Source organism: Pseudarthrobacter sp. NPDC058119 (assembly GCF_042884655.1).
Lineage (GTDB): Bacteria > Actinomycetota > Actinomycetes > Actinomycetales > Micrococcaceae > Arthrobacter.
In genome coordinates this window covers 537310-562457 of record NZ_JBHVTN010000002.1, presented here as the reverse complement: position 1 = coordinate 562457, position 25148 = coordinate 537310, and the positions used below count along the sequence as shown (strand labels likewise).

Sequence of the window (25148 nt, the reverse complement as noted above, 5' to 3'; positions counted from 1 at the left end):
CTCGCGCGCAGGAACCGGGCAGCGTGCGTTACCTCGCAGTCCCGGAGGCGCTCCGGCCAGTGCCGCATCAGCTGCCGGCGCCAACCCATTCCACGGTGCCGTCAGTGAAGAACTGTTCCTTCCAGATCGGTACCTGTTCCTTGATGCGGTCCACCAGTTCGGAGCAGACGGCGAACGCCTGGCCGCGGTGCGCGGCGGACACTGCACATACCAGGGCCGGATCCCCGATCTCCAGCATCCCGATCCGGTGCGCCGCCCAGATCCGGACGGGCTGTCCGGAGCCGGCACCTGCGTCGGCGTCCTGTTCGGCAACCAGGCGCGCGACGACGTCGGCCATCACCTGGTGCGCCGTGGGGTGCGCACTGTAGCTGAGGCGCTCAACGGCCTTGCCGCCGTCGTGGTTGCGCACCACGCCGCTGAAGCTGACCACGGCGCCGGCCGTATCGCTTTCCACCGCGGCAATCGCCTGGTCCACGGAGATGGGCTCGGCGCTCAGGACCGCGCTGACTACTTCGAATGCTTCAGTGCCCATGGCCGCCCTCCAGTTGGTCGCACAGATGCCCGATGACCGGGTCCAGGACGTTCAGGCCGTCCATGACGCCCTTCGGCGAGCCGGGCAGGTTCACGATGAAGGTGCGTCCCGCGGCGCCGGCATACCCCCGGCTCAGGGCGGCAAGGGGGGTTTTGGCGGCGCCGGCGCGACGGATCGCCTCCATGATTCCGGGGATTTCCCGGTCCAGCAGCGGCAGGGTGACCTCGGGTGTCCGGTCATCCGGGCTGAGGCCGGTGCCGCCGCTGGTGATGACGATGGCGGGATGCTGGGTGAGGAGCGCCCGGATGGCGGCGCCCGCGGGATCGCCGTCGGGGACCACCATGGCGGGAAACACGTCAAAGCCGTGTTCGGTGAGCCAGTCGGTGATCACGGGCCCGGTTTCGTCGTCGTAGATGCCGGCGGCTGCCCGGGTGGAGGCAATGACGACGCCGGCTTTGCGGCCCTGGACGTCGCCGTGCCGGTGCGGTTCGGGAACCCGAAGGGTGTTGGGGGTGGTCACAGGGCCCAGTCTCCGCTCTTGCCGCCGCTCTTGGCCAGCACCTTGATGTCCGTGAGGACGGCATGCTTGTCCACGGCCTTGATCATGTCGTAGACGCTCAGCGCGGCTACTGATGCCGCTGTCAGGGCCTCCATCTCCACCCCGGTAACGCCCCGTGTCTTGACGGTGGAGCTGATGGCGACGGCATCGTCACCAAGGTCGAAGTCGACCGTCACCTTGGACAGCGGCAGGGGGTGGCACAGCGGAATCAGGTCCGGGGTCTTCTTGGCCGCCATGATGCCGGCGACGCGCGCAACGGCCAGGGCATCCCCCTTGGGGAGCCCGCCGGTGCCCAGGAGCCGCATGACCTCCGGGGTGGTCCGGACCGTGGCGGTGGCGGTCGCTTCGCGGGTTGTTTCTGCCTTGGCGGAGACATCCACCATCTGGGCGCTGCCGTCCTGGCGCAGGTGCGTCAGCGCGGGGGTCTGTTCTGCGTTCACAGCATCCATACTTCCACCTCGTCGCCGGCGGCGAGTTCCGTTACGCCAACCGGGACGTGGAGCAGGACATTCGACCCGGCGAGCGCGTGCATCAGGTGCGAACCCTCGCCGCCTTCCAATTGCACGGTCCCGTCGGGCTGCAGGCTTCCGCGCCGGACCTGGTGCTTGTGGCCGGGGGACGTCAAGGCCTGGGCCAGGCGGGCGCGCAGCGGCAGCCGGGGCGCCGGTGACCCGAGCAGTTCCGACAGGGCCGGGCGGAGGAACATCTCGAAGGACACCAGGCAGCTGACCGGGTTGCCGGGAAAACCCAGGAAGGGGACGCCGTCGAACAGTCCTATTCCCTGGGGACCGCCCGGCTGCATGGCCACGTGCAGGAACTCGGCGGGCTGGTCCGCCATGGCCTGGCGCACCACCTCATAGGCGCCCTTGCTGACCCCGCCCGTGGTGACGATCAGGTCCACGCCGCGGCCCTCGGTCCGCAGCAGTGCCTGGAGTTCGGCGGGGTTGTCGGTGGAGATGCCCGTGCGGCGGACGGTGAGTCCCGCCTGCTTCATGGCTGCTTCCAGGAGGGTTCCGTTGGAGTCGTAGATCTTGCCCTCGGGCAATGGGCGGCCCGGTTCGACTACCTCGTCCCCAGTGGTGACCAGCAGGACGGAGGTTGCCCGGTATACCTCCACCTCGGCCATACCAAGGGCGGCGAGCAGCCCCAACTGGGCAGGGCCCAGGCAGGTCCCGGCGGCCAGGGCACGCTCCCCCGCAGCGATGTCGCTGCCGGCGGCGCGGACGTAGGTTCCGGGGGCGGTGGCAGGCAGCGTCACCGGGCCGCCTCCGCCCGCCGCGGGGAAGTGGTCAGGCACCGCCTTTTCAATAGGTACGACGGCGTCAGCCCCCGCCGGGATCATGGCACCGGTCATGATGGGCGCCGCGGTCCCGGGCCGCAGGGGCTGCGGGCTTGACCCGGCGGGAACGGGAGGCATGATGCCCAGGTCAGCGCCGCCGTCGGGAATGTCGGTCGAGCGGACGGCGTACCCATCCATCTGGGAGTTCGCGAAAGGGGGAAGGCTGATGGGCGCCAGTAAGCCGTGCACCAGTGACCGGCCGAGCGCGCCGGACAGGGGAAGGACTTCAGCGCGGGACTCTGCCGCCAGCGGGGCCAGGAGGGCCGTGACCGCGGCCAGATGCCCAGCAATGGAGCGGGCGTGGTGGGCCGGGCCGGCTGTGCCGTGGGGGTGGCTGGTCATGGGTACGCCTTTGGTCGCGGCCGTCAGGATTTCACGTCCACTCTAACGGTGTGGAATCCCGTGGCTCCGTCCGGCGCGGGCGGCCGTGAGGTTTCGTCCTGGGGCCTGCCGTCCAGGTCCGTGGCGCGGACCTGCACCTCGTATTGCCCGGGGGCCAGGTTGACGGCCAGCTTCCATTGGTACCAGGTGTCAGTGGAGATGCCCGGGGCCAGGTCGGCTTCCTGCCATTCCCCCCGGTTGATCCGCAGTTCCACCTTTTGGATGCCGGTGTGCTGGGCCCAGGCAACGCCCGCGAGGAGTACGGTTCCTGCGCTGACCGGCTGCCCGCCGCGGGGTACGTCAATGCGCGAGGACGTCTTGATGGGACCGCGTGCGGACCAGCCCCGCGGGGTCCAGTACCCGGCATCGTCGGCAAACCTCGTGACTTTCAGTTCCGTCAGCCACTTGGTGGCCGACACATAGCCGTAGAGGCCGGGGACCACCAGGCGCACCGGGAATCCGTGCTCCAAAGGCAGCGGTTCACCGTTCATGCCCACGGCAAGGAGCGCGTCCCTGCCGTCGTCGGTGAGGGCCTCCAAGGGCGTCCCGGCGGTCCAGCCGTCGGCACTGCGGGAGAGGACCATGTCCGCCTCCTGGTGCGGAACAGCCAGGGCCAGCAGTTCGCGTACCGGCCAGCCGAGCCAGTGGGCGTTGCCGATCAGGTCCCCGCCCACCTCATTGGAAACACAGCAAATGGTGATGTGGCGTTCCACCAGCGGCTTCCCCAGGAGGTCGGCGAAGGACAGCTGGACTTCCCGGGCCACCAGCCCGGTGACTTTCAGGACCCAGCCGTCCGGGTTGACCATGGGAACCGCCAGGGCAGTGTCGATCCGGTAGAAACCAGGGTTTGGGGTGACCAGCGGCGGCATCCCGGGTACGCCCGGCTCTGCGGCCGCCGGAATGGGCGGTGCCGCTGACGCAGGAGCCGGCAGGGAGATCCGGGCCCTGGCCTCGGTGGCGGCGATGGCGGCTCCGCGCCAGAATCCCGCCAGCACTCCCCCTGCGGCGGAGGCTGCCGAGGTGGCGGCCAGAGCCTGGAGGAAGCTGCGGCGGGAACCGGCGGGGGTTCCTCCAGTTCCCGCGTCCCCCGGTTCGGAGGCTTCCCACGACTGCAGCCGCCGGACCAGGAAACGCAACAGCCCGGCGGCGGCCGCCGCGGCCAGGACCGGAAGCACGGGGGCCCAGGGGGCCGCCTGGGGCCGTGTGAGGACCGCAGCCAGTCCCACCAACCCGAAGATCCCCATCACGGCGGCACCGGCAAACCGGCGGTGGCGCTCAAGGACCCCTGCCAAGGCCGCCAGCGCGGCAATGGCCAGCCCCATGCCCGCCAGCAGCGCAGCCTTGTCAGAGGTGCCAAAAAGGGATATGGCCCAGTCCTTGACGCCGGGCGGGACGGCATCGATGACGGCACCGCCCACTGCGGTCAGCGGCGAAAGGGATGGGCTGGCGAACCCCGCCAGCAGTTCCCCGGCCGCGACGCCGCCTGCGGCCGCCGCGATCCCGGCAGCCGCAGCCCACCGTGCCCCGGTGCGCGGGACCGCCTGGTGGACTTCCTGGCGCCGGACTACCCGGTGTTGGACGGGACTTGCCGCACGCTCCCCGGGGCCGGCGCCGTCGTCGTCCGCCCCGTTCTTTTTCGGGGAACTCTTCACAACTTCCAGCATAGGTTCGCCGGCGCTCCCCGGCGCAGGTTCCGTCCGTTGACTCCACGGCGGTCACGGATGTGATGCACGGCGCAACGTGGCGTAGCCTGAAATCATGAGTGTCCAGCTAGGAATGCCGCAGCCGCGGGAGGAGACAGCCCCGGCGCTGCCGGGCGTTCCCGCGCGCCGCCCCGCTGACGCGCCGGCCGGGCTGGCGGACCGGTACGGCCGCCGCGCCACGGACATGCGGCTGTCCCTGACGGACAAGTGCAATCTCCGCTGCACCTACTGCATGCCCGCGGAAGGCCTGGAATGGCTCGCCAAGCAGGCAGTGATGACCGCGGAGGAAATCGTGCGGATCGTGAAGGTCGGCGTGGAGCAGCTGGGGGTCCGGGAGTTGCGGCTGACCGGCGGCGAGCCGCTGGTCAGGCATGACCTTGTGGACATCATCGCGGCCCTGCGGGCCAACCACCCGGACCTGCCGATCTCCATGACCACCAACGGGGTGGGCCTGGCCAAAAAGGCTGCCGCGCTCAAGGATGCAGGGCTGACCCGCATCAACGTGTCGCTGGACTCGCTGCATGAGGAGACGTTCACCAAACTGACCCGGCGCCCGTTCCTTGACCAGGTCCTGGCCGGGGTGGATGCCGCCTGGGCCGCCGGCCTGGGCCCGGTCAAACTCAATGCGGTCCTAATGCGGGGCATCAACGACGCCGAGTCGCCGCAGCTGCTGGCCTGGGCGCTGGAGCGCGGGTACGAGCTGCGGTTCATCGAACAGATGCCGCTCGACGCCGATCACGGCTGGACCCGCCGCAACATGATCACCGCCGCCGAGATTCGCACCCTGCTGTCCCGGGACTACGTCCTCACCCCCGATTCCCGGGCGCGTGACGGCGCTCCCGCGGAGCGGTTTGAGGTACGACGCCGGCAGGAAGGTCCGGCGGACGGCGCCGGCGGCGCTGGGGGTGCCGTCCTGGGAACGGTGGGAATCATCGCCTCCGTCACCGAACCGTTCTGCGCTGACTGCCGGCGGACCAGGATCACTGCCGAGGGCAAAATCATGAGCTGCCTGTTTTCCCGGGAGGAGTTCGACCTGTTGGGCCCGCTGCGCGCCGGTGCCGGCGACGACGAGCTCGCCCAGCGGTGGCAGGACGCCATGTGGATCAAACCAAAGGCCCACGGCATGGACCACGTGGGACTTGACGCTCCGGACTTCGTCCAGCCGGACCGCAGCATGAGCGCCATCGGGGGCTGAGACGGATGCTTGTACGTTATTTTGCTGCCGCGCGCGCTGCTGCCGGCTCCGAAGAAGAGAAATTCCAGCTGCCTGAGGGCGCGACGGTGGCGGACCTGTTGGCAGCCGTGACCGCCGTCGAGCGTTCTACGCCTCCGGCGGGGACGCCGCCGCTCCCCCGCATTCTTTCCCGGAGCAGCTTCCTGCTCAACGAGGTGGCCGTGCGGGACCAGGCAACCATCCTGGGCCCCGACGACGTCGTGGACGTGCTGCCGCCCTTTGCCGGGGGCTAGGCGCTTAGGGCCGCTGGAGCCATGCCGGTTTTGACTGTCGGGGTTTCGCGGTAGGGCTTGATTGTCAGGCCCCCGCTGGATGATGTGGGTATGGGAATCAGCGGTGGCTTTGGGGCGGTGTTGGAGGGCGTTCATACCTCTGTTGCTGCCCTCGATGCTCTTGCTCTTACAGACCGGAACCTCGAACATTCAGCGCTGACTGCTGCGGCTGGAGATATTAACGTGCTGCAGCACCGGTACGAGCTGTGCCTGGAAGGCTTGGAGCTGATGGCCAGGCTGGAAGCGCAGCTCGCCGCGATAAAGTCCCGGCAGGCTGTGCGGGCCGTTGAACTGCAGGAGGCGATGACGCCGCCGGATGCTTCGGTCCGGGACCGCTCTTACGCGCAGATGTCGGCGGTGGAGGAGATCGCCGGGGTCCTGACCGTCAGCTCTGCCGCAGCTGGGGTGTTCGTGGAGCAGTCGCGGCGGATTTGTTCCCTGCCTCTGGTGTTCGAAACCCTGTCCGCCGGACAAATGTCGTGGCAGCACGCCCGGGTTGTCGCGGACGAAACCGAGAGTCTCGATGGGGCTGGTGCTGTTGCGTTGGTTGCGCATTTCTTCGACCCCGACGCACCCCAGCCTGCCCGTGGCGCCGCCGCCGGTGACCTTGTTCCGTCCCGGTTCCGGGGAAAGGTCCGTGGTTGGCGGGAACGCCACCACCCGGAATCGATCGAGAAACGCCATGTAAAGGGGGTGGCTGATCGGCGGATGGAATACACCCCCGACAAGGACGGCATGGCCTGGGTCTCGCTCTACCTCCCAGGGGACACCGCCTGCGCCATCTGGAACCGGACCACCGCGACCGCTCGCGGACTCCAAGGCCCCGACGAACCCCGCACCTTCACCCAACTCCGCCCCGACATCGCAGCATCCCTGCTCCTCGGCACTGGGAACACCACACAGACCGGGGCATTCACGGAGGTCGGGAAGGTGCCCACCCTGCGGGCCGACGTTCTGGTTACCGTTCCGGTGCTCGCCCTCCTCGGCCAGACCGATGAACCCGCCATGCTGGATGGTTTCGGCCCGATCCCGGCGTCGATGGCCCGTAAACTTGTCGCCGACGGGGCGGAATCGTTCTACCGGGTCCTCATCGACCCACGGGACGGGGTACCCCTGGAAATCGGAAGGAAAAGCTACCGGCTCACCGAAACCATCAAACGCTGGATCAGAATGCGGGATGCCAAATGCACCTTCCCCGGCTGCACCAACCGCACCCCGGACAACGACACCGACCACCTACATGCGTGGGAACACGGCGGCACCACAGGAACCAGTAACTTGGCCCAACTCTGCCCCAAACACCATCGACTCAAACACCACAGCCGGTGGAGACCAGACCCGGCCAACAAGAATGAACCACCAGGCTGGACGTCACCAACAGGCAGGCATTACAACCCAGAACATCAGGATGCAGAACCAACCCACTGGCCACTCGCCGCGGGACTCTTGAACGCGTTTCCTTATGTGGATAGTGCATTACTGGACACAGACCCGCAGGAAAAAGTTTCTTGAGCCAGAACCTATCCCCTTTGACGACCCCCTATGGGATGAGTTCTACTCGCGCCCTTTCGTGCTGCCGCCGGACCCATTGAAGGACTGCTGGAAAACGATGCAGCCGTGGCCCTAGTGGACCTCGAGCGCTCCGCCTTCACGGCGTGGGCCCTCGACACCCCGGCGAGCAGTTCAAGCCGATCGAAGTACCTCAGTCCCGGTGGAAGACCGAACGCATGAACGGCCTGTAAGCCGGGCTGCGCCCGTCCGCGGCGGCGTCCGCATGTGCCGGCCTCCCGCCGTCGTCCTTTGCGGGTGACCGCAGCTCGGTGACGTGGGTGAGCACGCCCTCATCAAGCAGGAGGGAGTGGCGTGTCCAGCCTGTGTCGCTGCGGCGTTCGACGCGGAGGACGCCGTTGCGCCAGGTGCAGCGCTCAGCGGTTCCGGGCGGCACGCCGGCACTGTCCACGTAGTACCAGAGCACGTCATGATGCACGGGGTCCACGGTGAAGATGCCGTGGCCTTCGAAATGGCCGCCGTCAGGTTCGGCGTGGCGGTAGCTCTGCACCACGCCCAGGCCCCCGGCCACCTCGCTGTAGGTCACTTCTGCCTCGACACTGCGCTCTGGCCCCCAGGGCCCTGCGGCGATGTGGGTCCGGCCCCGCCAGTGACCCAGCAGGCCGGACAAAGCCGGATGCCCATGCTCCATAGCTGAACCGCCCATCGCCGTCCCTGCCGAAAAGAATCCCCTGCTAATCAGGATGGACTGATACCGGTGGCGCCGCCAGCTTCCCTGTCCCGTGGGGGTCGGGGAATTCCCGTCCGCTACAGCCCGAACGTTTCGGTTTCCTCGAACGGGCCAACCACCGTCACCGTCCGCGGGGCGGCTGCGAGTTCGGCGGCCAGTTCCTGGACCTGCTCTGCGGTGACCGCCTTGATGAGGCGCAGGGTTTCGTCGATGTCCTGGTATTCGCCTGACACCAGTTCGGCCCTGCCCAGCCGGGACATCCGGGAGCCTGTGTCTTCCAGGGCCAGGACGATGCCGCCGCCGAGCTGCCCCACTGCCTTGCGGAGCTCATCGTCGGAGATGCCGTGCTCGGCGAGCTTGTCCAGCTCCACGGCCAGGAGGTCCAGCACCTGCCGCACCTTGGACGGCGTGCAGCCGGCGTACATGCCGAAGTAGCCCGCGTCCGCGTAGGACGAGGCAAAGGAGTAGGTGGAGTACACCAGGCCGCGCTTTTCGCGGACCTCCTGGAACAGCCGGGAGGACATGCCGCCGCCGAGGACCGCATTCAGGACGCTCATGACATAGCGGCGCTCGTCGGTGGCCACGATGGTGGGGCATCCCATGATGATGTTCGCCTGCTCCACCGCCCGCTTGACCACGTGCAGGCCTGCGGTTCCGGTGATCAGGGCGCGCTCGGTGGAGCGCCGCTGCACCGGTGCCGCGTCCGGCTCCAGCGACCACCCGGCGGTCTGGAGGGCATCCACCACGAGTCCGCAGACGATGTCGTGGTCCAGCCCGCCCGCCGCGGTGATGACCAGTTCTTCAGGCTTGTAGTACCTGCGGTAGTGCTCCCATACGGAGTCCCGGGCGACGGCCTTGATGGCTGCCGGGGTGCCGCCGATGGGGCGGCCCAGCGGGTGGCTGCCCAGGACCGCGGCGACAAAGTGCTCGTGGGCGACGTCGGTGGGGTCATCGCTGTCCATGGCGATTTCCTCGAGGATGACGTCGCGTTCCTGCTCCATCTCTTCGGGGTCCAGCACGGCGCCGGTGATCATGTCCGCAATGACGTCGATGGCCATGGGCAGGTCCGAATCGAGGACCCTGGCGAAGTAGCAGGTGCTTTCCTTGGCGGTGGCCGCGTTCGATTCGCCGCCCACCTCGTCAAAGGCTGAGGCGATCTCCAGGGCCGTGCGGCGCCTGGTGCCCTTGAACAGCAGGTGCTCAAGGAAGTGGGTGGAACCGTGCTGGCCGGGGGCCTCGTCACGGGAGCCCACACCCACCCAGAACCCGATCGTGGCTGACCGCTGGCCCGGCATCGCTTCGGTCAGTACCCGCACTCCCCCTGGCAGCACGGAACGCCGGACCTCGGACCCGCCGTCGGAGCCGTGGACCAGGGTATCGCCGGCGTGGTTCTGCTCAAGCGGCAGGGGTACAACAGTCATTGATGCCTTTCGGGACGGGCAGCCGGATCTGGCTGCCATCGTAACAGCGGCGGGACCGGTGGATCATCCACCGGTCCCGCCGCTTCATGCTTGTGCCGGGAAGCCCGGGCTGTTAGACGTCGGCGCCTTCGGCAGGCTCCGTGGCGTGGGCGCGCTCGGAATCGGCCGGGGCCTCTTCCTCGGCAACCACCGGGGCGAGCGAGAGCTTTCCGCGGTCATCGATCTTGGTGATTTCCACCTGGATCTTCTGGCCGACGGAGACCACGTCTTCGACGTTGTCCACGCGCTTGCCGTTGGCCAGCTTGCGGAGCTCGGAGATGTGCAGGAGGCCGTCCTTGCCTGGGGTCAGCGACACGAAGGCACCGAAGGTGGTGGTCTTGACGACCGTACCCAGGTAGCGCTCGCCGATTTCCGGGACCTGCGGGTTCGCGATGGCGTTGATGGCGGAGCGTGCTGCGTCGGCAGACGGACCGTTCGTGGCGCCAATGTAGACGGTGCCGTCGTCCTCGATGGAGATGTCGGCGCCGGTGTCTTCCTGGATCTGGTTGATCATCTTGCCCTTGGGGCCGATGACCTCGCCGATCTTGTCCACGGGGATCTTCACGGCGATGACGCGCGGGGCGAACTCGGAGAGCTCGTCCGGGGTGTCGATGGCCGAGTTGATGACGTCGAGGATGTGCAGGCGGGCTTCGCGGGCCTGCTTCAGGGCGGCAGCCAGGACCGAGGCGGGGATGCCGTCGAGCTTGGTGTCCAGCTGGATGGCCGTGACGAACTCGGAGGTACCGGCAACCTTGAAGTCCATGTCACCGAAGGCGTCTTCGGCGCCGAGGATGTCGGTCAGCGCGGCGTAACGGGTCTGGCCGTCAACCTGGTCGGAGACCAGGCCCATGGCGATGCCGGCGACGGCGGCCTTCAGGGGCACACCGGCGTTCAGCAGGGACAGGGTGGAGGCGCAGACCGAACCCATCGACGTCGACCCGTTGGATCCGAGGGCTTCAGACACCTGGCGGATGGCGTAGGGGAATTCCTCGCGGGACGGCAGGACGGGCACGAGTGCACGTTCGGCCAGAGCGCCGTGGCCGATTTCGCGGCGCTTGGGCGAGCCCACGCGGCCGGTTTCACCGGTGGAGTACGGCGGGAAGTTGTAGTTGTGCATGTAGCGCTTGCGCGTCACCGGCGACAGCGAGTCGATCTGCTGTTCCATCTTGAGCATGTTCAGCGTGGTGACACCCATGATCTGGGTCTCGCCGCGTTCGAAGATGGCGGAGCCGTGGACGCGGGGCAGGACCTCGACCTCGGCGGTGAGCTGGCGGATGTCCGTCAGGCCACGGCCGTCGATGCGGACCTGGTCCTTGAGGATGCGCTGGCGCACAACGTGCTTGGTGACCGAGCGGAATGCTGCGGACAGTTCCTTCTCGCGGCCTTCGAACTGGCTGGCGAGGTTGGCGAGGACCTCGTCCTTGAGTGCGTCGGAGGCGTTGTCGCGTTCCTGCTTGTCGGCGATCTGGAAGACGGCGGCCAGCTTGTCGGCGGCAGCGGATTCGACGGCGGCGTATGCGTCGTCCTCGTAGTCCAGGAAGACCGGGAACTCGACCGTGGGCTTGGCGGCGCGGGCGGCCAGGTCGGCCTGGGCGTCGCACAGGGCCTTGATGAACGGCTTGGCAGCTTCGAGGCCCTCGGCCACGACCTCTTCGGTGGGGGCGGTGGCGCCCTGTTCCTTGATGAGGTTCCAGGAGTTGTCCGTGGCTTCGGCTTCGACCATCATGATGGCGACGTCGTCACCGGCAACGCGGCCGGCAACCACCATGTTGAACACGGAGTTTTCCAGCTGGGAGTGCTTGGGGAAAGCAACCCACTGGGAGCCGTTTTCGTCGTTGACCAGGGCAACGCGGACGCCGCCGATGGGGCCGGAGAACGGCAGGCCGGAGAGCTGGGTGGACATGGAGGAGGCGTTGATGGCCACCACGTCGTAGAGCTCGTCGGGGTTGATGGCCAGGACCGTCACCACGATCTGGACCTCGTTGCGCAGGCCCTTGATGAAGGCGGGGCGCAGCGGGCGGTCCATGAGGCGGCAGGCCAGGATGGCTTCGGTGGAGGGGCGGCCTTCGCGGCGGAAGAACGAGCCCGGGATGCGGCCGGCCGCGTACATGCGCTCTTCGACGTCGACCGTCAGCGGGAAGAAGTCGAAGCCTTCGCGCGGGTGCTTGCCGGCGGTGGTGGCGGACAGCAGCGCGGTGTCGTCGTCGATGTACACCATGGCTGCGCCGGCGGCCTGCTTGGCGAGGCGGCCGGTTTCGAAGCGGATTACACGCTTGCCGAAGCGGCCATTGTCAATGACTGCCTCTGAGAACTGGATTTCGGGACCCTCCAAGAGAGTCACCTCCGTTTCTGGTTCACGGAAGTCCAGCCGCATCAACCCAGCCCAGCATCTGTCTACTGGCCCTGCACCCGGTCATCGATCGAGACCCACGGGCCGCAGGCTTCAGTCAACGAAGCCGTTCCCGGGGATCACTACCGAGGACCGCGAATGCGTGATGCGGTTGATCCTCCTGTTTAGTTTTTCATTTGGAGAAGGCGGCCCGTTCCGGAAGGAAAGGGCCGCCCCAAAGCCAGACTAGCGGCGCAGGCCGAGGCGCTCGATGAGCGAACGGTAGCGGGCGATGTCAGTCTTCTTGAGGTAGCTCAGCATGCGCTTGCGGCGACCAACCATGGCCAGCAGACCGCGCTGGGTGTGGTAGTCGTGCTTGTGCTCCTTCATGTGCTCAGTCAGATCCTTGATCCGCTGGGTCAGGACGGCAACCTGGACCTCCGGTGAACCGGTGTCGCCTTCGGCGGTTGCGTATTCCTTGATGATGGACTGCTTTACAGCGGCGTCAAGTGCCACAATAACTCCTTGGGGATGTGCCGTGAGGGCCCAGGTCAGTAACTCACTGCCGGGTCTGCCGCGTTCGTCCCGCTCCGGTGAACCGGAGGGGGCTGACAACAACAGGAACCAGCCGCCACGGACTGCAGCCGGATCCATCGTCCAGTTTACCGGCCCGGGCCTAACCTTGTCGAAACACGCCCGGCAGGATCGCCGCGGCGCTCAGCCGTGCAGCCTGTCCCGGATTGCCGCCATGCCGTGCAGCACTTCGGCGAAGCTGGTGCTCAGCGGTGACAGCCCCACCCGGATGCCGTGTGGCGAGCGGAAATCCGGGATGACGTCGCCGTCCCACAGGGCCTCGACGGTGGCCTTGGTGAAGTCGGCGTGGTCCACCGTGATGTGCCCGCCCCGCTCCCCCGAATTCCGTGGCGTGGCCAGTTCGGCGCCCAGGGGTGCCAGCCACGTGTCGAAGACCTCGATGGCGAAGGCGGTGAGGTCTTCGGACTTCGAACGGATGGCGGCCATGCCGGCTTCCTCGATGAGGTCCAGGGTTCCCTGCATGGCGATCATGCCGAAAATGGCGGGAGTGCCGCTGAGGAATCCCCGGATCCCCCGGGCCGGTTCATAGCCGGCGGCCATTTCGAAGGCGTCTTTGCGTCCCATCCAGCCCCATATGGGCTGGTTCAGCGACGGCAGGTGCCGGGCGTTGACGTAGGCGAAGGCAGGCGATCCCGGGCCCCCGTTGAGGTACTTGTAGGTGCAGCCCGCCGCGAAGTCGACGTCCGCGCCGTCCAGGTCGATCTCCACCGACCCCGCGGAATGGCACAGGTCCCACACGACCAGGGCGCCGGTGTCGTGCACTGCCGCGGTGATGCCCGGCAGGTCGGCGAGGTGGCCTGAACGGTAGGCGATTTGGCTGAGGAGGACGACGGCGGTGCGCGGCCCGGTGGCCTGGCGCACCTGCTCAAGGGTCACCCCGGCGGCCGGGTCCGGTTCGATCCAGCGGAGGGTCAGGCCTTCCTCGAGGGCGATGCCCTCCACCAGGTAGCGGTCGGTGGGAAAGTTCCCGGTATCCAGCACCAGTTCATTGCGGTCCGGGTCCTGCACGGCGGCGAGGGCAGCCCGGATCAGCTTGTACAGCACGACGGTGGTGGAGTCGGCGATGATGGTCTGCCCCGGCGCCGCACCCAGAACGGCGCGGCCCAGCTGGTCGCCGATGGCCTGCGGCAGCGCGAGCCACTTTTCGTCCCAGCCCCGAATGAGGCGTCCTCCCCACTCATCCCGAACGAAGGCGGCAACGTCATCGGCGGTGCGCTTCAGCGGCCTGCCGAGCGAGTTTCCGTCCAGGTAGGACAGGGGCGTGTCCGTGCCGATGAAGTGGTTCCGGTAGTGCGCCAGGGCGTCCTTCCTGTCCAGCTCTTCGGCGCGCTGCCGGAGCGTCTCTGCTGCCCGGACGGCAGTGTCTTCCTGGTGGATGCTCATTGTCCGATCTCCGTCCTGACGGCGAATAGTTCCGGGAAGAAAGTCAGTTCAAGGGCCTTCTGCAGGAAGGTCACGCCGCTGGATCCGCCGGTGCCGGTCTTCATGCCGATGGTGCGCTGGACCGTGCGCAGATGCCGGAAGCGCCAGAGTTGGAAGTTGTCCTCCAGGTCCACCAGCTCCTCGCAGGCCTCGTAGGCCGCCCAGTTGCCTGCCGCGTTCTCGTAGATGTGCTTGAAAAGCGGTACCAGCTCCGGCACGAACTCGTGGGCCAGGGTCACATCCCGGTCCAGGACTGCCCGCGGGACATCGAACCCCTGCCGGGAGAGGTACGCCAGGAACTCGTCGTAGATGCTGGGGGCGGCAAGCAGTTCCGCCAGCATGGCGTGCGCCTCCGGATCGGACTCGAAGACCGGGAGCATCTTGCGGTTCTTGTTTCCCAGGACGAACTCGACGGCGCGGTACTGGGCGGACTGGAAACCGGAGGAATTACCAAGGAACCCTCGGAACTGGGAGTACTCGGTAGGCGTCAGGGTGGCCAGGACGGACCACTGCTCCGTGAGGGTCTTTTGGATGTGCTTGACCCGGGCGATGCCCTTGAGCGCGGAGCCAAGGTCGTCCTCCCGGAGCCAGGCGGCCGCGCTCCGGAGTTCGTGCAGGACCAGTTTCAACCACAGTTCGGTGGTTTGGTGCTGGATGATGAACAGCAGCTCATCGTGGTGCTCGGGCTGGCTGACGGGCTGCTGCGCGCTGAGCAGGGTGGGAAGCTGCAGGTAGGAGGCGTAGCTCATCCTGGAGCTGAAGTCGCGGACGATCCCCTCATCCAGCGTGCGGGTGTTCTTCTCGACGGACACGTCCTGCCTTTCGATTGCTGCCACCGGGCAGTATTGTCAGTGGCAGCCCAGGAGCTGGTGGGCCTGGGCCACGTCCAGGCGCATCTGTTCCACCAGGGCCTCAGGGCCACGGTAGGCCACCATGCCCCGGAGCCGCTCGACGAATTCGACGATCACTGTCTGGCCGTACAGATCGAAGTCTTCAACGGCCTCCTTGGGCCGGTCAATCACGTGGGCCTCGACCTGGCGGCTGACGCCGTCGAAGGTGGGGTTGGAGCCTACGGAGATGGCAGCCGGCCAGCGCTTGCCGGCCTGGTCCACCAGCCAGCCGGCGTAGATGCCGTCGGCGGGAATCAAGCCCGTGGCGTTGGAGGCGAGGTTGGCCGTGGGGAAGCCGAGCGCCCTGCCGCGGGCGGCGCCGTGCACCACCTCGCCGCGCATTCGGTGCGCCCGGCCCAGGACGGACGCGGCGGTGGTGACGTCGCCGGCCTGCAGGGCTTCGCGCACCCAGGTGGAGGAACAGCGGCGGTCCGTGCCGTCGTCGTCATGCAGCGGGTACCCCTCGGCACCGAATTCGCTGATCACCTGGACCTCGAAGCCGAATTTTTCTCCCAGCGCCTTCATGGTGTCCAGGTCACCGGAGTTGCCGCGGCCGAACCTGGCGTCGTGGCCGATGACCACGTGGCTGGCGTGCAGGCAGTCAACCAAGTACTGCTCCACGAACTCTTCGGCCGTGAGGCTGGCAAGGTCCAGCGAGTACTTGACCACCAGGATGGCGTCCAGGCCCAGCTCACCCAGCGCGTCCAGCTTGTCATCGAGACCCATGATCAGTTCCGGCGCCGCCTCGGGGCGGTGGATTACAGCCGGGTGGGGGTCGAACGTCACGGCCACTGCCTTGGCATGGGACAGGCGGGCCGAGCGGATCAGCTGGGACAGCACCTGCTGGTGGCCGCGGTGAACGCCGTCGAAGTTGCCGAAAGTGACAACGGATGGGCCGAAGTCCGCCGGGACATAGGACGGATCGTTCCAGATGTAAACCATCACCCTCGCCTTAAGCTGCCTGAAAGCATCAACGTTCCCGGACCCTTCCGGCCGCGGAACTCTTCAAGGTTACCCGGATTCACTGCGCAGCTCTGGCGCGCGATGGCCGGCGCCGGTACAGCCACACCAGCCCGAGGATGGGCAGCAGCAGTGGGATGAAGCCGTAGCCGCGTCCGAAAAGCGACCAGACGGTTTCATGCGGGAACTGCACGGAGTCGAGGATGCTCAAGGTGCCCACCACCAGGACGCCGGCCAGTTCAACCAGCACCGCCGCAACCGAGACCTTGAACCACGTGGTTCCGGCCTTGGCCAGGGACACCGTGGCCAAGATGTACACCAGGGCGGCAAAGGCGGAGAGCAGGTAGGCCAGGGGTGCCTCGGAGAACTTGGTGAGGATCTGGTAGCCGGCGCGGGCGGTGGCCGAGATGGCGAACACCCCGTACACCGCGATCAGGAGGCGTCCCGGCCCCGTGTTGCGGGTGTTGCGGGCGGCTTCTCCGGTGGCCGGCTGGGCCTGCTGGTCTTTCATTCCTGCTGCTTCTTCCACTTCAGTACCAGATTTGGTTCATTCGGGCCGCCATCACCAGCGCAGTGACACCGACCGCGGCCAGGACAAAATTGCTCCACCGCGTCCGCTCAAGGATCGACCAGTAAATGGCAGCGGGTGGCAGGAGCATGGCGGTGGCCATGTAGCCCCAGAACTCCCATGCTTCCCCGGCCATGTGTTCGCCGGCGATGACCCGTACGATCGATCCCACCAGGTAGACCACCAGGGCCAATTCCACGGCCACGACGGACAGGATGGTGATGTCGTTGGGTGCCTTCTTCAGGATCCCGGCGCCCAGGCACAGCAGAGTGGACACCAGGCCGACCACCAGGATGATCCAAAAATATGCGTCCATTCGCTATGCCTCCCCAGGCGCGGTGGCGGCTGAACCCGTGCCGGGCGCGAAGACCAGGACCGGTTTGGCGTAACTGCCCGCGTCGGCGAGAAGGGCCACCAGGCTGCCGTCCGGAGCGAACGCCGCGGCCGGGTGCTCCACCGTGGCGGCACCGGACGTACCGGCCGCGATCCGCCGGCCGAACGAGATTTCGGCGGTTTCTTCGGCGGTGAGTTCCCGGTTGGGCATCAGCGCCCTGGCGGCGAGGGACATGTCCAGGACGTTGAGTTCCCCGGCGAGCTGTTCGAGGGTACGTGCCTGGTCCAGGGAGTAGGGACCCACTTGGGTCCGGCGGAGCGCCGTGAGGTGGCCTCCCACGCCAAGGCCGTCTCCGAGGTCCCGGGCAAGGGCGCGGATATACGTCCCGGAAGAGCATTCGACCGTCACATCCAGGTCCACCACCCCTGCTGCTTCGTCCCGCCGGATGCCGTGGACATCGAAGCGGTGGATGGTGACGGGGCGCGCGGCGAGCTTGACGGCCTCGCCGGACCGGACGCGGGCGTAGGCGCGTTCGCCGTTGACTTTGATCGCGCTGACGCTGCTGGGCACCTGCTGGATGTCGCCCGTGAGCGCCGCGACGCCGTCGTCGATCTGTTGGTCGGTGATGCCGGCCGCGCTGGTGGTGGCCGTGACCTCCCCCTCCGCGTCATCCGTCACCGTGGACTGTCCCAGCCGGATGGTGGCGGTGTAGGTCTTGGAGGTGCCCACGATGTAGGTCAGCAGCCGGGTGGCCTTGTTGATGCCGAGCACCAGGACGCCGGTGGCCATGGGATCGAGGGTCCCCGCGTGCCCCACTTTCCGGGTCCCTGCGAGGCGCCGCATCCGGCCAACCACATCATGGCTGGTCCATCCCTGCGGCTTGTCCACTATCACCAGTCCAGAAAGCACGCCTCCCAGTATATGGGCGCAGATTGGGGCGCATGTGCAGGGAACCGGCAGGGAGCGGACGACGGCGGTGCACCGCCAGGGCGGCCACGTCACCGGGCGGGGCGGAGGCAGGGCAGGGGACGGCTAGGATGGCTGGCATGCCTGAGCTAGCCGCCCATGTCCGCGACGTGCCCGTCAACCAGATCCGTGAGATCACGGAGGCCGCGTGGCGCACTCCGGGAGCCGTGGTGCTCAGCATCGGGGAGCCCGGCTTCCCCCTCCCCCGCCACGTCCTGGACGCGGGCATCGCCTGCCTGGACCGGGACGAGACCAACTACACGCCCAACGCCGGTATCCCGGCCCTGCGCGAAGCGTTCGCCGCCAAGTTCCGGGAGGAGCAGGGCGTGGAGGTCGGCGCGGAGCGGGTGTACGTGGTCTCCGGCGCGCAGCAGGGCCTGCACTTCGCTATGAGCCTGCTGCTCTCCCCCGGCGACGAGATCCTGATCCCGAACCCGGGCTATCCCACCTTCGCCATGACCAGCCGGCTACTGAACGCCGTTCCGGTGGGCTATCCCCTGCACCCCGACCACGGCTTCCAGCCCCGGGTCGCCGACGTCGAAGCCCTCATCACCAGCCGCACCCGGGTCCTGGTGCTCAACTCCCCGTCCAACCCGCTGGGCGCCGTGCTCAGTGAAGACCTGGTCCGTGAACTCGTGGAGCTTGCCCGCCGGCATGACATCTGGGTCATCTCGGACGAATGCTACGAGGCATTTACCTACGATGTACCCCACGTCAGCCCGGCACGATTCGACGGCGTCACGGCGGAGGAGGCGCGCGTGTTCACCTCCTTGACACTGTCCAAGACCTACGGCCTGACGGGCCTGCGGATCGGCGCGCTGGTTTGCCCGCCGGGGCTTGAACAGAAGATGGACAACGTCATGGAATCGATCGTGTCCTGCGTGGCGTCCGCCCCGCAGTACGCCGCGCTCGCCGCCCTCACCGGGCCGCAGGACTATGTGCGGCACGCGCACCAGCACTACCGGGAAAACCGGGATGCGGCGTCCGCGGTGCTGGCCGCGAAGGGGATCCGTTACCTGCCGGCCCAGGGGGCGTTCTATCTGTGGGCGGACATGTCCCACGTGACCGGCGGGGACGTGCGGAGCTGGGTCCGGCGGTTCCTGGCCGACTCCGGGGTGGCGCTGGCACCCGGAACTGCCTTTGGGTCGATCGGCGAGGGGTGGGTGCGGATCGCGCTGTGCGGCCGGAAGCAGGACCTGCTGGAAGGACTGTCCCGCCTTCCTGACGACCACAGGTAAAGGGGGTATCAGCGGCGGGTGCCGGCCAGCGCTGTGTCCAGCCAGGTGCGGAGGGCCCCGGCCGGCGCGGCACCGGCCTGCCGGGCTGCGACCTTGCCGTCCACAATCACCATCAGGGTGGGGATGGCCTGCACGTCGAACCGCCGTGACAGGTTGGGCGACGTGTCCACGTCAACCTTCACCAGCTTGATCTTGCCGGGACGTTCACGGGCCAGCTTGTCCAGGACGGGGCTGACCATCCGGCAGGGGCCGCACCAGGCCGCCCAGAAATCGACCAGCACCGGAACTGACGACTGCTCCGCCACGGCAGCGAAGTCAGCGTCGCCTGCGGACACGATCCACGGCAGGTCCGCCTTGCAGTTCCCGCAGCGTGGGTGGCCTGCAGCCTGTGCCGGCACCCGGTTGGTCTTCCCGCACTGGGGGCAGCTGAGGAGCGTGGTTTCCATGCCTAGTATTCCTTCCTGCTGTCAAAGTCCCGCCATGCATGGAAGGGCAGGTCCGACGTCGGGACCTCGCCCCTGGTGACCGGCATCAGTTCCGGCGCGGCGCCGCTGAAGTAATCGTAGAAGAGCGCGTCATCGAACCCTGCTGCCGCGGCCCCGTTCCGGTCCGCGGCGAAGTAGACGTGGCCGATCCTGGCCCACAAAGCGGAGGCCAGGCACATGGGGCACGGCTCGCAGCTGGCATAGAGGACGGAGCCGCTGAGGTCGAAGTCGGCCGTTGCCGCCGCTGCTGCCCGGATGGCCACCACCTCCGCGTGGGCGGTGGGGTCGTTGTCCCGCGTCACCCTGTTGACTCCAGTGTGGACACGCCCATCCGGCGTCACCACCACGGCACCGAAAGGGCCGCCGCCCTGGCCTACATTCTGCACGGCAAGGTCCACGGCCTGCCCGAGATAGCGGCCCGACTCGGCGTGGCTGGATGGGCTGGTACCGGGGTCCGCGGAGGTCATAGCACGATCCTAGCCACCGGGACCCCGTTGGGGGATGAATTGGGGGCCAAGAAGGGGAGCCACCCCTCAGGTCTACTGGCTGGTAGCGGCCTACGCTGGCGCCCGGGGGAAGTATTTTGCCTCTGCCGAGGCTTCCATATCCAGCCCGCAAGGGCCTCGCACCCGGAGTACCCCATGAAACGAAAACTCACTTTTATAGCCTGCGTGGCCGCCGCAACGGTGGTGCAGGCCGCGCCGGCGTTCGCCTCAAGTCCCCACCAGGACTATGAGGTCATGGCCACGGGCCTGTTCTCACCCCTGCACCTGGCGGTAGGCGACGGCGAATCCGTACAGGTAAGCCAGGACTTTTCCGGAATCCTCACGCACGTCGAGAACGATGGAGAACGCCACGACGTCTACACCGCCAAGCAAGGGTGGGAAGTTGCCGGGGCCGAAATCCGCGGCGACAAGACCTATTTCCTGGAAAGTATTGGAGCGGGCCAGGGTGACCCGGCCGCACTGCATGGCTACCTGAAGTCAATAGACGCCGACGGCCACGTGGACACGATCGCCAACTTCGCGGACTACGAGCGGAAGGCTAATCCCGATGCCAAGCAGCATTACGGCCTCGATCCGGATGCCAGCCAGCAGTGCCTCACAGAAGCCGGCGCCCTCCCGGACGCGCCCCCGCCGCAGTACACGGGCACCCTGGACTCTCATCCCTACGCCCTGGCTCTCTGGAAGGACACGGCCTACGTCGCTGATGCGGGCGCGAACGCCATCCTCAAGGTCGATCTGGACTCCGGGAGGATTTCCACCGTGGCCGTCCTTCCGCCCCGTCCCTTGACCCTGACCACGGAGATTGCTGCCACCCTGGGAGCCCCGGACTGCGCCGGCTTCCCGTACGCCTTTGAGCCCGTGCCCACCGACGTCGAAATCGGTCCGGACGGCTGGCTGTACGTGACGTCGCTGCCGGGCGGACCTGAGGACCCGTCGCTCGGTGCACGGGGGGCCGTCTTCAAGATCAACCCGTGGAGCGGCGACGCCGATGTCTGGGCGGACCACATCATGAGCCCCACCGGCCTCGCTGTGAGCGACAAGGGTGACGTCTACGTTGCTTCCCTTTTCGGCGGCGAAATCCTCAAGTTCAACCGCCAAGGCCACGAATCACAGTTCCTGGCCGTCAACCAGCCCGCCGATGTTGAGTTCAGGGACGGGGACGTCTTCGCCACTGTCGATGCGCTGGTCGGCGTTCCAGGCCCGGAGGGGCCCAGCGGTCCCATGCCCGAACCTGGAGGCCGCCTGATCGAGGTGGACGCCCACTAGATCCGGACACGAAAACGGCAGGACCGCACGCGGTCCTGCCGTTTCCATGCTGCGTGGCTGTTGCCGGGTCCTACTTGTTGCTGTCCTCATCAATATCGCCGTCATCGCTGAGGTCGGTGTCTTCCTCGTCGAAGTCGTCTTCGTCGATATCCACCTCACCGGAAGCATCGGACTTGTAGGGGTCGGCGTCACCGGCGTGCTGTGCGTTGGCGGCAAGCGCGGCAACCTCCGCGTCCCGCTTGCGGGCTTCCCGCAAGAGCTCCTCAAGGTTGGAGGCGTTAACCGGAATCTGGTCGGCAACGAATTCGAGCGTGGGGGTGAGCCGCACGGTGATGTTCCGGCCAACCTCCTGCCGAAGCACCCCCTTGGCCTTCTCAAGGCCCTTGGCGGCATCAGCCTGGACGGCCTGGTCACCGAAGACGGTGTAGTAAACGGTGGCGTGCTGCAGATCATTGGTCACGCGGGCATCGGTGACAGTAATGCCCTCAAGCCGGGGATCCTTGACCTTCCGGCCCAGAGCTTCAGCAACAACAACCTTAATCCGCTGCGCCAACTTGGCAGCACGTGCCGGATCAGCCATGTTCAACTCCTATAAGAAAAAAAAATTAGGGACGTACGACGGCGGCAACAGGGGCTGCGATCGGACGTTTTAGATATCTGCCACGCACCAGGGGCCGGGACGCCACGCACTATGGCGAGTGTACGACGGACCTGCGTTGGGTTTTTCCGGCGGCCTGGGAGTGGCATCGGGCCTGCCGAAGCTGGGTGGCCGACGTCGTCAGACGTTGGCCACCCAGCGAAGGGGCGGGGCCGCCGGAAAAATCCAACGGCCCCGCACCTGGCACTGCTGACAGCCCGAAGGCCGGCCAGACTAGACGCGCGGCTTCTCGCGCATCTCGAAGGTCTCGATGATGTCGCCTTCGGTGATGTCGTTGTACGAGCCAAGACCGATACCACATTCGAAGTCCGTGCGGACCTCGGTGGCGTCGTCCTTGAAGCGCTTGAGCGACTCAACGGTGAGGTTGTCACCGATGATCTTGCCGTCGCGGGTGACGCGTGCCTTGGCGTTGCGGCGGATGATGCCCGAGCGGACGATCGAGCCGGCGATGTTTCCGAACTTGGAGGAGCGGAAGACTTCGCGGACCTCGGCGGTGCCGAGCTGGACCTCTTCGTATTCGGGCTTGAGCATGCCCTTGAGCGCTGCTTCGATGTCATCGATTGCTGCGTAGATGACGGAGTAGAAGCGCATGTCCACGCCTTCGCGGTCTGCCAGTTCGGCAACCCGCTCGGCGGGCTTGACGTTGAAGCCGATGATGACGGCGGAGTCGACCGTTGCCAGGTTGACGTCGTTCTGCGTAATGGCACCCACACCGCGGTGGATGACGCGCAGCTGCACGCCTTCGCCGACGTCGATCTTGAGCAGCGCGTCTTCGAGGGCTTCCACGGCACCGGACACGTCACCCTTGAGGATGAGGTTGAGGGTGTCGATCTTGCCTTCGGCGACGGCCTGGTCGAAGTCTTCCAGGCTGATGCGCTTGCGGCGCTTGGCCAGGGCGGCGTTGCGGTCGGCTGCTTCACGCTTCTCGGCGATCTGGCGGGCGGTGCGCTCGTCAGCAGTCACGAAGAAGGTGTCGCCTGCGCGCGGCACGTTGGACAGACCCAGCACCTGGACGGGGCGGGACGGGCCGGCCTCGGTCAGGGCGCTGCCGTCGTCGTCGAACATCGCACGGACGCGGCCGTGGGCCGTGCCTGCCACGATGGTGTCGCCGACGCGCAGGGTACCGGACTGCACCAGGACGGTGGCAACGGCACCGCGGCCCTTGTCCAGGTTGGCTTCGATCGCGATACCGCGGGCGTCCTTGTTCGGGTTGGCGCGCATGTCAAGGGCAGCGTCTGCGGTGAGCAGGACGGCCTCCAGCAGCTCGTCGATGTTGAGGTTCTGGCGGGCAGAGACCTCCACGAACATGGTGTCGCCACCGTACTCCTCGGGAACCAGGCCGTACTCGGTCAGCTGGCCGCGGACCTTGTCCGGGTTGGCGCCTTCCTTGTCGATCTTGTTCACTGCCACGACGATCGGCACGTTGGCCGCCTGGGCGTGGTTGAGGGCCTCAACGGTCTGCGGCATAACGCCGTCGTCCGCTGCTACCACCAGGATGGCGATGTCGGTGACCTTCGCACCACGGGCACGCATGGCGGTGAACGCCTCGTGGCCCGGGGTATCGATGAAGGTGATCTTGCGATCGTTGCCTTCGTGGTTGTGGGTGACCTGGTAGGCACCGATGTGCTGGGTGATGCCGCCGTGTTCGCCCGCCATGACGTCGGACTTGCGGATGGCATCGAGCAGCCGGGTCTTACCGTGGTCGACGTGGCCCATAACGGTGACTACTGGAGGACGTGCTTCCAGTTCCTCGTCGCCTTCGGCTTCGAGTTCGGCGTCAAAGTCGATGTCGAAGCTGGAGAGCAGCTCGCGCTCTTCGTCTTCCGGCGAAACGACCTGGAGCTTGTAGCCCAGTTCCTCGCCGAGCAGGGCGAAGGTGTCTTCGTCCAGCGACTGGGTCGCGGTGGCCATTTCACCAAGGTGGAACAGCACGGTGACCAGTGCGGCGGGGTTTGCCTCGATCTTGTCGGCAAAGTCCGTGATGGACGAGCCACGGCGAAGCCGGATGACGGTGTTGCCGTCGCCGCGGGGTACGCTCACGCCACCCAGCGACGGGGCACTCATCTGCTCAAGTTCCTGGCGCTTGGCGCGCTTGGACTTGCGCTGCTTGCCACGGCCTGCGCCGCCCTTGCCGAAGGCACCCTGGGTGCCGCCGCGGCCGCGGCCGCCCTTGCCGAAGCCACCGCCGGCGGGAGCACCGCCGCCGCCACCGGGACCACCGGTACCGGGAGCGCCACCGGGGCGTCCGGGACCGCGGCCGCCGCCGGGACGGCCTGCACCTGCGGGTGCGGGACGCTCAGTGCGGTTGGGCATCATGCCGGGCGTGGGACGGGGACCGCCGGGGCGCGGTGCACCCGGACGGGGTCCGCCTGCGCCTGCGGCGGGGCGGGGACCACCGGCACCGGCTGCGGGACGCGGCCCACCGGGACGCGGTCCGCCGGCACCGGCTGCGGGACGGGGACCACCGGGACGGTCGCCGTCGCGGCCGCCGCCCGGACGGGGCATGCCCTGGGACGTGGCGAACGGGTTGTTGCCGGGCCGCGGAGCGCGGTCACCGTCTCCGCCGCGGCCACGGGGCATGCCCTGTGAGGTGGCGAAGGGGTTGTTGCCCGGGCGGGGGCCGCCGGGCCGGGGACCGGAACCACCGGGCGTTGAACCACCCGGACGGGCGGAGGGAGCAGGGGTCTCGGCCTTGGGAGCCGGACGTGCGCCGGGCTTGGCGCCGGTGGACGGAGCGGCCGCGGACGGTGCTGCGGGAGCGGCCGGGGCTGCGGGAGCCGGGGCTGCCGGTGCAGCTGCCTTGGCTGCCGGCTGGGCGGGAGCTGCCGGAGCCGGCGCCTCTGCCCTGGGGGCCGGTGCCTTGGGTGCGGCCGGGCCGGGAGCCGGTGCTGAAGGACGGTTACCTGCTGCGGGGGCGGGTGCCTTGGGGGCAGCTGCGGGCGCGGCGGCCGGCGCGGCCGACTTTGCGGCAGCGTCGGGGAAGGCGTTGCGCAGTTTCCGCACAACGGGGGCCTCGATGGTTGACGAGGCGGAGCGAACGAATTCGCCCAGTTCCTGCAGTTTGGTTACTGCATCTTTGGAAGTTATACCGAGCTCTTTGGCGAGCTCATGTACGCGGACCTTGGCCACATTTCTCCTGTCTCGGTCCGCACCGAGCCAGGCACGAACCGTCTACTTCTTACTGCGGACCCCAGCCGCTGTTGATGCGAAGGG

General features: G+C 67.4%; 24 protein-coding genes. 5 read left to right on the top strand and 19 right to left on the bottom strand.

The genetic code is table 11. The features are described 5' to 3' along the window. Positions 1-67: 67 nt before the first annotated feature. From ACFVTD_RS07540 to ACFVTD_RS07520, 5 genes are read right to left on the bottom strand one after another with little or no spacing between them, the layout of a single operon-like run. Positions 68-532 (bottom strand): molybdenum cofactor biosynthesis protein MoaE, encoded by a 465-nt coding sequence (locus ACFVTD_RS07540; protein WP_387560356.1) that lies wholly within the window; start codon positions 530-532, stop codon positions 68-70. After that, positions 522-1052: a MogA/MoaB family molybdenum cofactor biosynthesis protein gene (locus ACFVTD_RS07535; RefSeq protein WP_387560353.1), complete on the bottom strand. Its 531-nt coding sequence runs from the start codon at positions 1050-1052 to the stop codon at positions 522-524. Before ACFVTD_RS07535 ends, ACFVTD_RS07540 begins: the two co-directional genes overlap by 11 nt. Beyond that, positions 1049-1540: a cyclic pyranopterin monophosphate synthase MoaC gene (gene moaC / locus ACFVTD_RS07530; protein WP_387560350.1), complete on the bottom strand. Its 492-nt coding sequence runs from the start codon at positions 1538-1540 to the stop codon at positions 1049-1051. Before moaC ends, ACFVTD_RS07535 begins: the two co-directional genes overlap by 4 nt. Continuing rightward, the gene (gene glp, locus ACFVTD_RS07525) at positions 1528-2772 is read right to left on the bottom strand and encodes a gephyrin-like molybdotransferase Glp (protein ID WP_387560347.1); all 1245 of its coding nucleotides are present in this window, start codon (positions 2770-2772) and stop codon (positions 1528-1530) included. Before glp ends, moaC begins: the two co-directional genes overlap by 13 nt. Before the next feature lie 23 nt (positions 2773-2795). Beyond that, complete coding sequence (locus tag ACFVTD_RS07520) at positions 2796-4310, bottom strand: molybdopterin-dependent oxidoreductase (protein WP_387560539.1); 1515 nt, start codon at positions 4308-4310, stop codon at positions 2796-2798. Between the two features lie 259 nt (positions 4311-4569). On the opposite strand from ACFVTD_RS07520, the gene moaA reads away from it, so the two are divergent. The 3 genes from moaA to ACFVTD_RS07505 all read left to right on the top strand — a co-directional run bounded on the left by moaA (position 4570) and on the right by ACFVTD_RS07505 (position 7532). Beyond that, entirely contained in the window at positions 4570-5709 is a 1140-nt protein-coding gene (gene moaA / locus ACFVTD_RS07515) for a GTP 3',8-cyclase MoaA (RefSeq protein ID WP_387560344.1), read from the top strand. A 5-nt stretch (positions 5710-5714) separates the two neighbouring features. Beyond that, positions 5715-5981 carry a MoaD/ThiS family protein gene (locus ACFVTD_RS07510; RefSeq protein ID WP_387560341.1) on the top strand — a complete coding sequence of 89 codons (267 nt, stop codon included), beginning with the start codon at positions 5715-5717 and terminating at the stop codon, positions 5979-5981. A gap of 90 nt (positions 5982-6071) precedes the next feature. Beyond that, positions 6072-7532 (top strand): DUF222 domain-containing protein, encoded by a 1461-nt coding sequence (locus tag ACFVTD_RS07505; protein WP_387560338.1) that lies wholly within the window; start codon positions 6072-6074, stop codon positions 7530-7532. Between the two features lie 190 nt (positions 7533-7722). Here the strand turns inward: ACFVTD_RS07505 and ACFVTD_RS07500 are convergent, their stop codons facing one another. From ACFVTD_RS07500 to truB, 10 genes are all read right to left on the bottom strand, one after another. Beyond that, the gene (locus ACFVTD_RS07500) at positions 7723-8235 is read right to left on the bottom strand and encodes a DUF1579 family protein (RefSeq protein WP_387560335.1); all 513 of its coding nucleotides are present in this window, start codon (positions 8233-8235) and stop codon (positions 7723-7725) included. Positions 8236-8336: 101 nt separating this feature from the next. After that, positions 8337-9680, bottom strand: a complete 1344-nt coding sequence (locus ACFVTD_RS07495) for a M16 family metallopeptidase (RefSeq protein ID WP_387560332.1) — start codon at positions 9678-9680, stop codon at positions 8337-8339. Positions 9681-9792: 112 nt separating this feature from the next. After that, complete coding sequence (locus ACFVTD_RS07490; RefSeq protein WP_387560537.1) at positions 9793-12051, bottom strand: polyribonucleotide nucleotidyltransferase; 2259 nt, start codon at positions 12049-12051, stop codon at positions 9793-9795. 243 nt (positions 12052-12294) lie between these two features. Then, a complete protein-coding gene (rpsO, locus tag ACFVTD_RS07485; RefSeq protein WP_043452786.1) occupies positions 12295-12564 on the bottom strand; it encodes a 30S ribosomal protein S15 in 270 nt (89 codons plus the stop codon). 201 nt (positions 12565-12765) lie between these two features. Next, positions 12766-14025, bottom strand: a complete 1260-nt coding sequence (locus ACFVTD_RS07480) for a kynureninase (RefSeq protein ID WP_387560328.1) — start codon at positions 14023-14025, stop codon at positions 12766-12768. Next, complete coding sequence (gene kynA / locus ACFVTD_RS07475) at positions 14022-14876, bottom strand: tryptophan 2,3-dioxygenase (protein ID WP_387560535.1); 855 nt, start codon at positions 14874-14876, stop codon at positions 14022-14024. Before kynA ends, ACFVTD_RS07480 begins: the two co-directional genes overlap by 4 nt. A gap of 36 nt (positions 14877-14912) precedes the next feature. After that, positions 14913-15896, bottom strand: coding sequence for a bifunctional riboflavin kinase/FAD synthetase (locus ACFVTD_RS07470; RefSeq protein ID WP_387560325.1), 984 nt, complete (start codon positions 15894-15896; stop codon positions 14913-14915). 79 nt (positions 15897-15975) lie between these two features. Further along, the gene (locus tag ACFVTD_RS07465) at positions 15976-16425 is read right to left on the bottom strand and encodes a hypothetical protein (RefSeq protein WP_387560322.1); all 450 of its coding nucleotides are present in this window, start codon (positions 16423-16425) and stop codon (positions 15976-15978) included. A 19-nt stretch (positions 16426-16444) separates the two neighbouring features. Continuing rightward, positions 16445-16798 carry a hypothetical protein gene (locus ACFVTD_RS07460; RefSeq protein ID WP_387560319.1) on the bottom strand — a complete coding sequence of 118 codons (354 nt, stop codon included), beginning with the start codon at positions 16796-16798 and terminating at the stop codon, positions 16445-16447. A gap of 3 nt (positions 16799-16801) precedes the next feature. Further along, positions 16802-17725 carry a tRNA pseudouridine(55) synthase TruB gene (truB, locus tag ACFVTD_RS07455; protein ID WP_387560316.1) on the bottom strand — a complete coding sequence of 308 codons (924 nt, stop codon included), beginning with the start codon at positions 17723-17725 and terminating at the stop codon, positions 16802-16804. A gap of 137 nt (positions 17726-17862) precedes the next feature. On the opposite strand from truB, the gene ACFVTD_RS07450 reads away from it, so the two are divergent. Continuing rightward, positions 17863-19020 carry a pyridoxal phosphate-dependent aminotransferase gene (locus tag ACFVTD_RS07450; protein WP_387560314.1) on the top strand — a complete coding sequence of 386 codons (1158 nt, stop codon included), beginning with the start codon at positions 17863-17865 and terminating at the stop codon, positions 19018-19020. A gap of 8 nt (positions 19021-19028) precedes the next feature. Here ACFVTD_RS07450 and trxA read toward each other — a convergent pair whose 3' ends face one another. After that, on the bottom strand, positions 19029-19466 hold the full coding sequence (trxA, locus tag ACFVTD_RS07445; RefSeq protein WP_387560311.1) for a thioredoxin: 438 nt from the start codon (positions 19464-19466) through the stop codon (positions 19029-19031). Positions 19467-19468: 2 nt separating this feature from the next. After that, positions 19469-19972 (bottom strand): nucleoside deaminase, encoded by a 504-nt coding sequence (locus ACFVTD_RS07440; RefSeq protein ID WP_387560308.1) that lies wholly within the window; start codon positions 19970-19972, stop codon positions 19469-19471. Positions 19973-20146: 174 nt separating this feature from the next. Between ACFVTD_RS07440 and ACFVTD_RS07435 the strand changes: the two genes are divergently transcribed. Next, the gene (locus tag ACFVTD_RS07435) at positions 20147-21277 is read left to right on the top strand and encodes a ScyD/ScyE family protein (protein ID WP_387560305.1); all 1131 of its coding nucleotides are present in this window, start codon (positions 20147-20149) and stop codon (positions 21275-21277) included. Positions 21278-21347: 70 nt separating this feature from the next. Here the strand turns inward: ACFVTD_RS07435 and rbfA are convergent, their stop codons facing one another. Both rbfA and infB read right to left on the bottom strand, forming a co-directional pair. Next, positions 21348-21857 (bottom strand): 30S ribosome-binding factor RbfA, encoded by a 510-nt coding sequence (gene rbfA, locus ACFVTD_RS07430; protein WP_387560302.1) that lies wholly within the window; start codon positions 21855-21857, stop codon positions 21348-21350. Between the two features lie 291 nt (positions 21858-22148). Beyond that, positions 22149-25064 (bottom strand): translation initiation factor IF-2, encoded by a 2916-nt coding sequence (gene infB, locus ACFVTD_RS07425; protein ID WP_387560299.1) that lies wholly within the window; start codon positions 25062-25064, stop codon positions 22149-22151. Positions 25065-25148: the final 84 nt, after the last annotated feature.